Source organism: Bacillus sp. VA15, assembly GCF_055721145.1.
In genome coordinates this window covers 1-405 of sequence record NZ_JBVQPQ010000047.1, presented here as the reverse complement: position 1 = coordinate 405, position 405 = coordinate 1, and the positions used below count along the sequence as shown (strand labels likewise).

Below are 405 nucleotides of genomic sequence, written 5' to 3'. Positions count from 1 at the left end.
GCACGGTTTCCGCATCGTAATATTTCAGCACGTCGCGCACGGTGAAGAAGTTGCCCAGAGATTTAGACATCTTCTCACGGTCAACCATCACCATCCCGGAGTGCATCCAGTAGTTCACGTACTCGCCGCCATGCGCACAGGTTGACTGTGCAATTTCGTTTTCATGGTGCGGGAACATCAGATCCGAACCGCCACCGTGAATATCGAAATGTTTGCCCAGCTGTTTGCAGTTCATCGCCGAGCACTCAATGTGCCAGCCAGGACGCCCTTCGCCCCACGGGGAAGGCCAGCTTGGTTCGCCCTCTTTGGACATCTTCCACAACACGAAGTCCATCGGGTTACGCTTCACGTCCACCACATCAACGCGCGCACCGGCCTGCAGCTGATCCAGATCCTGACGGGAAA

At 55.8% G+C, this 405-nt stretch carries 1 pseudogene; it reads right to left on the bottom strand.

Going from position 1 to position 405, the window contains the following annotated elements:
- A pseudogene (locus AC0DBE_RS21675) lies at positions 1–405 on the bottom strand (cysteine--tRNA ligase); the annotation flags it as partial.